Annotated in this window: 3 protein-coding genes and 1 pseudogene; 3 read left to right on the forward strand and 1 reads right to left on the reverse strand. The window is 43.3% G+C overall.

Features of this window, described 5'->3' with window-relative positions:
* Positions 1 to 768, forward strand: a 768-nt coding sequence (locus MED222_RS00480; RefSeq protein WP_009849002.1) for a SpoVR family protein, incomplete at its 5' end; no start/stop codon positions are given.
* A 219-nt stretch (positions 769 to 987) separates the two neighbouring features.
* Here MED222_RS00480 and sohB read toward each other — a convergent pair.
* Positions 988 to 2,049, reverse strand: coding sequence for a protease SohB (sohB, locus tag MED222_RS00475; RefSeq protein WP_009849001.1), 1,062 nt, complete (start codon positions 2,047 to 2,049; stop codon positions 988 to 990).
* A 143-nt stretch (positions 2,050 to 2,192) separates the two neighbouring features.
* On the opposite strand from sohB, the gene MED222_RS00470 reads away from it, so the two are divergent.
* Both MED222_RS00470 and MED222_RS00465 read left to right on the forward strand, forming a co-directional pair.
* A complete protein-coding gene (locus MED222_RS00470) occupies positions 2,193 to 2,933 on the forward strand; it encodes a YciK family oxidoreductase (protein ID WP_009849000.1) in 741 nt (246 codons plus the stop codon).
* A 155-nt stretch (positions 2,934 to 3,088) separates the two neighbouring features.
* Positions 3,089 to 3,341: pseudogene (locus MED222_RS00465) on the forward strand (translesion DNA synthesis-associated protein ImuA); the annotation flags it as partial.

Here is a 3,341-nt window from a genome sequence, read left to right on the forward strand (position 1 = left end):
CGAGAGTGTGTTCGTATTGTTCGCAAGGTAAGTCAATACTTCTATCCTCAGAAACAAACTCAAGTAATGAACGAAGGCTGGGCAACCTTCTGGCATTACACCATTCTTAACCATCTTTACGACGAAGGCTTGGTGAGTGATAAGTTTATCTTAGAATTCCTACACAGCCACACCAGCGTGGTCGCACAACCCGCCTACAACAGCCCTTATTTCAGTGGGATAAACCCTTATGCGCTTGGCTTTGCAATGTTTAGAGACATTCGACGTATCTGTGAAGAACCAACCGATGAAGACAAAGAATGGTTCCCTGAGTTAGCCGGAAGTGATTGGTTAGAGGCGGTGCACTTTGCCATGCACAATTTCAAAGATGAAAGCTTTATCAGCCAATACCTTTCACCAAAAATCATTCGAGACTTTAAGTTGTTCTCTGTTCTCGACGACGACCGCAAAAACACCATTGAGATAAGCGCTATTCACGACGATCCGGGCTATCGCTTAATTCGTGAAAAGCTTGCGGCGCAGTACAATCTAAGCAACCTTGAGCCGAATATTCAGGTGTTTAATGTCGATGTTCGCGGTGACCGCTCGATGACACTGCAATATGTACCTCACGGCCGTATCCCGCTTGATAAAGGCTACGACGAAGTGATGAAACATCTCTATCGCTTATGGGGCTTTGATGTGATTCTGGAAGAGCTCAAAGACACAGGTCATCGAGAGATTCTGACCACTTGTCCAAAACGCAATGACTATGGAGCCAAGATTTAATATCAATCACAGTAAGTCAGTGCTTGGTATAAAACTCCGCTCCCCCTACAACATAGTGGTCACCCGCTCGGAAGTGGAGCAATAAAAAAGCGCATAAGTCTTATGACTTATGCGCTTTCTTTTTAAGGCTCAAACGTCTTCAATAGACGCAAGGCACTAAACCTAGATACTAGATACTAGATACTAGATACTAGATACTAGAGCTAAAACTAAATAAGCTTAAACAATCGGCTTTTGACCACGTTCAATCAGCTTCATCAGCACGCTGTCTGCAGATTTACCTGCCACGCCCGCTAGTTTGTCTGAAAGCTTTTTCTTCTGTACGTAGTGAATCGCTAGAACTGTTTTGTCCTTACATGCCGCTACGACTAAATCATCAGAAGTGCTAATCTCATCCACCAGCCCAAGTTCATGCGCTTGTGTACCAAACCAGTGCTCACCCGTTGCTACTTTTTCAAGATCTAGCGCAGGTCGGTGGTCACGGATGAAATCTTTAAACAAACCATGAGTTTCCTCTAGCTCTTCTTTAAACTTCTCGCGTGCTTTATCACTGTTCTCACCAAACATAGTAAGCGTGCGTTTGTACTCACCTGCCGTTAGCTGTTCGAATTCAATGTCGTGCTTTTTAAGCAGTTTGTTGAAGTTTGGCAGTTGAGCGATAACACCAATAGAACCAACAATAGCAAACGGTGCAGATACGATTTTGTCTGCGATACATGCCATCATGTAACCGCCACTTGCTGCGACTTTATCTACCGAGATAGTCAGAGGCAGACCTGCCGCTTTGATACGGTCAAGTTGAGAAGACGCCAGACCATAGCCGTGAACCATACCACCGCCAGACTCAAGCTTAAGCAATACTTCATCACCTTCACGAGCAACAGCCAGAACCGCCGTTACCTCTTCACGTAATGAAGCCACTTCTTTCGCATCAATGCTGCCATTAAAATCAAGAACGAATAGGTGTGGTTCACGCTTGCTATCAAGCTCACCCTCTTTCGCTGCTTTCTTCACTTCTTTGCCACGTGATTTTACTTTTTCTTTTTCCGCTTTCTTTTCTGCTTTATCACGTGCTTTGATGAAAGCATCATCATGCAAATGGTGCTCTAGTTGTTCAATCGTTTGTTTGTGATGCTCAGATAGGTTCGTGATTTCCAGCTCACCTTTAATTGCGCTTGATTTTCCACCCACAGATTTAGCTATCACTAAAATTGCAATGATGGCGATTACAACGGTCGCAATCTTGGCTAAAAACAAGCCGTAGTCCAACAAAAATTCCAATGTCATATCCCCTATTGTATGAATTAGTGTATTGTAACCATCTTGTCACGATTACCAAGAATTTCTCATCATTCCTGCGGTTATCTGTGTGATTAAACATCAATGGAATGACGAACATAATAAAAGAAAGAAGGATAAGCACAGTGGATTACCCAATCTCTACAGATGCCCTCAAAGATAAAGTAATTTTGGTTACAGGTGCCGGTGCTGGCATTGGTCGCCAAGCCGCGCTAAGTTTCGCTCAACATGGTGCAACTGTTATTCTGTTAGGCCGCAATGTCAAAAACCTTGAATTAATTTACGACGAAATCGAAAGCGCTGGTTACCCACAGCCTGCGATTATCCCATTGGATTTAAAAGGCGCGACAAAACAGAACTACATCGACATGGCTGAAACCATTGAATCACAGTTCGGTCGTTTAGATGGTCTACTGCATAACGCAGGTGTGCTTGGCACGTTAAGTCCATTCGATCAAATCGATGAAGAAACGTTTGATGGCGTCATGCAAATCAACGTTAAAGCTGAATTTCTAATGACTCAAGCATTACTGCCTGTCATTAAGAAAGCGGAAGCGGGTCGTATTGTCTTTACCTCTTCAACGGTTGGTCACTCTGGTCGTGCGTTCTGGGGCACTTACGCGATTTCAAAGTTTGCTACAGAAGGCATGATGCAGATCTTAGCCGATGAGCTTGAAGGTACCGATATCCGTGTTAATGCGATTAACCCAGGCGGTACTCAAACACGCATGCGTGCAAAAGCGTACCCAGGTGAAGATGCGAACAAGCTAAAAACGCCACTCGACATCATCCCGTTGTATCTACACTTAATGAACCCAAGTGTGACAGACATTCATGGCCAATGTATCGATGCTCAACCTAAGTAACTGATATCATTAATCAATAGTAAAAAGTCGCTTCCATAGCGGCTTTTTTTGTATCTAAATCAATCAACTAACACTTACTTCCGCTAATTTTCATCATTTCTCTTTGCATCTTTTTCATTGTTAAATATACTGTATAAATATACAGGTATTTAATTATGCATGAACTAATAAAAAACTTACAAGACCGCCAGCTAATCTGGACAGGGTTACAATCAACAGCGCAAGGAAGTACTACTTCAACAGGCTATCCTCAACTGGATAAACAGCTTGATGGTGGCTTTCCGACGCATGGTGTTATTGAGGTTGAATCGCAACAAGGGATCGGCGAACTTCGCCTGCTTACACCCTATTTAGCTCAACAAAACTCACAAAAATTGGCCATCTTCATTAACCCACCGGGGAAGATCT

The organism is Vibrio sp. MED222, from assembly GCF_000153005.1.
Taxonomy (GTDB): domain Bacteria; phylum Pseudomonadota; class Gammaproteobacteria; order Enterobacterales; family Vibrionaceae; genus Vibrio; species Vibrio tasmaniensis_A.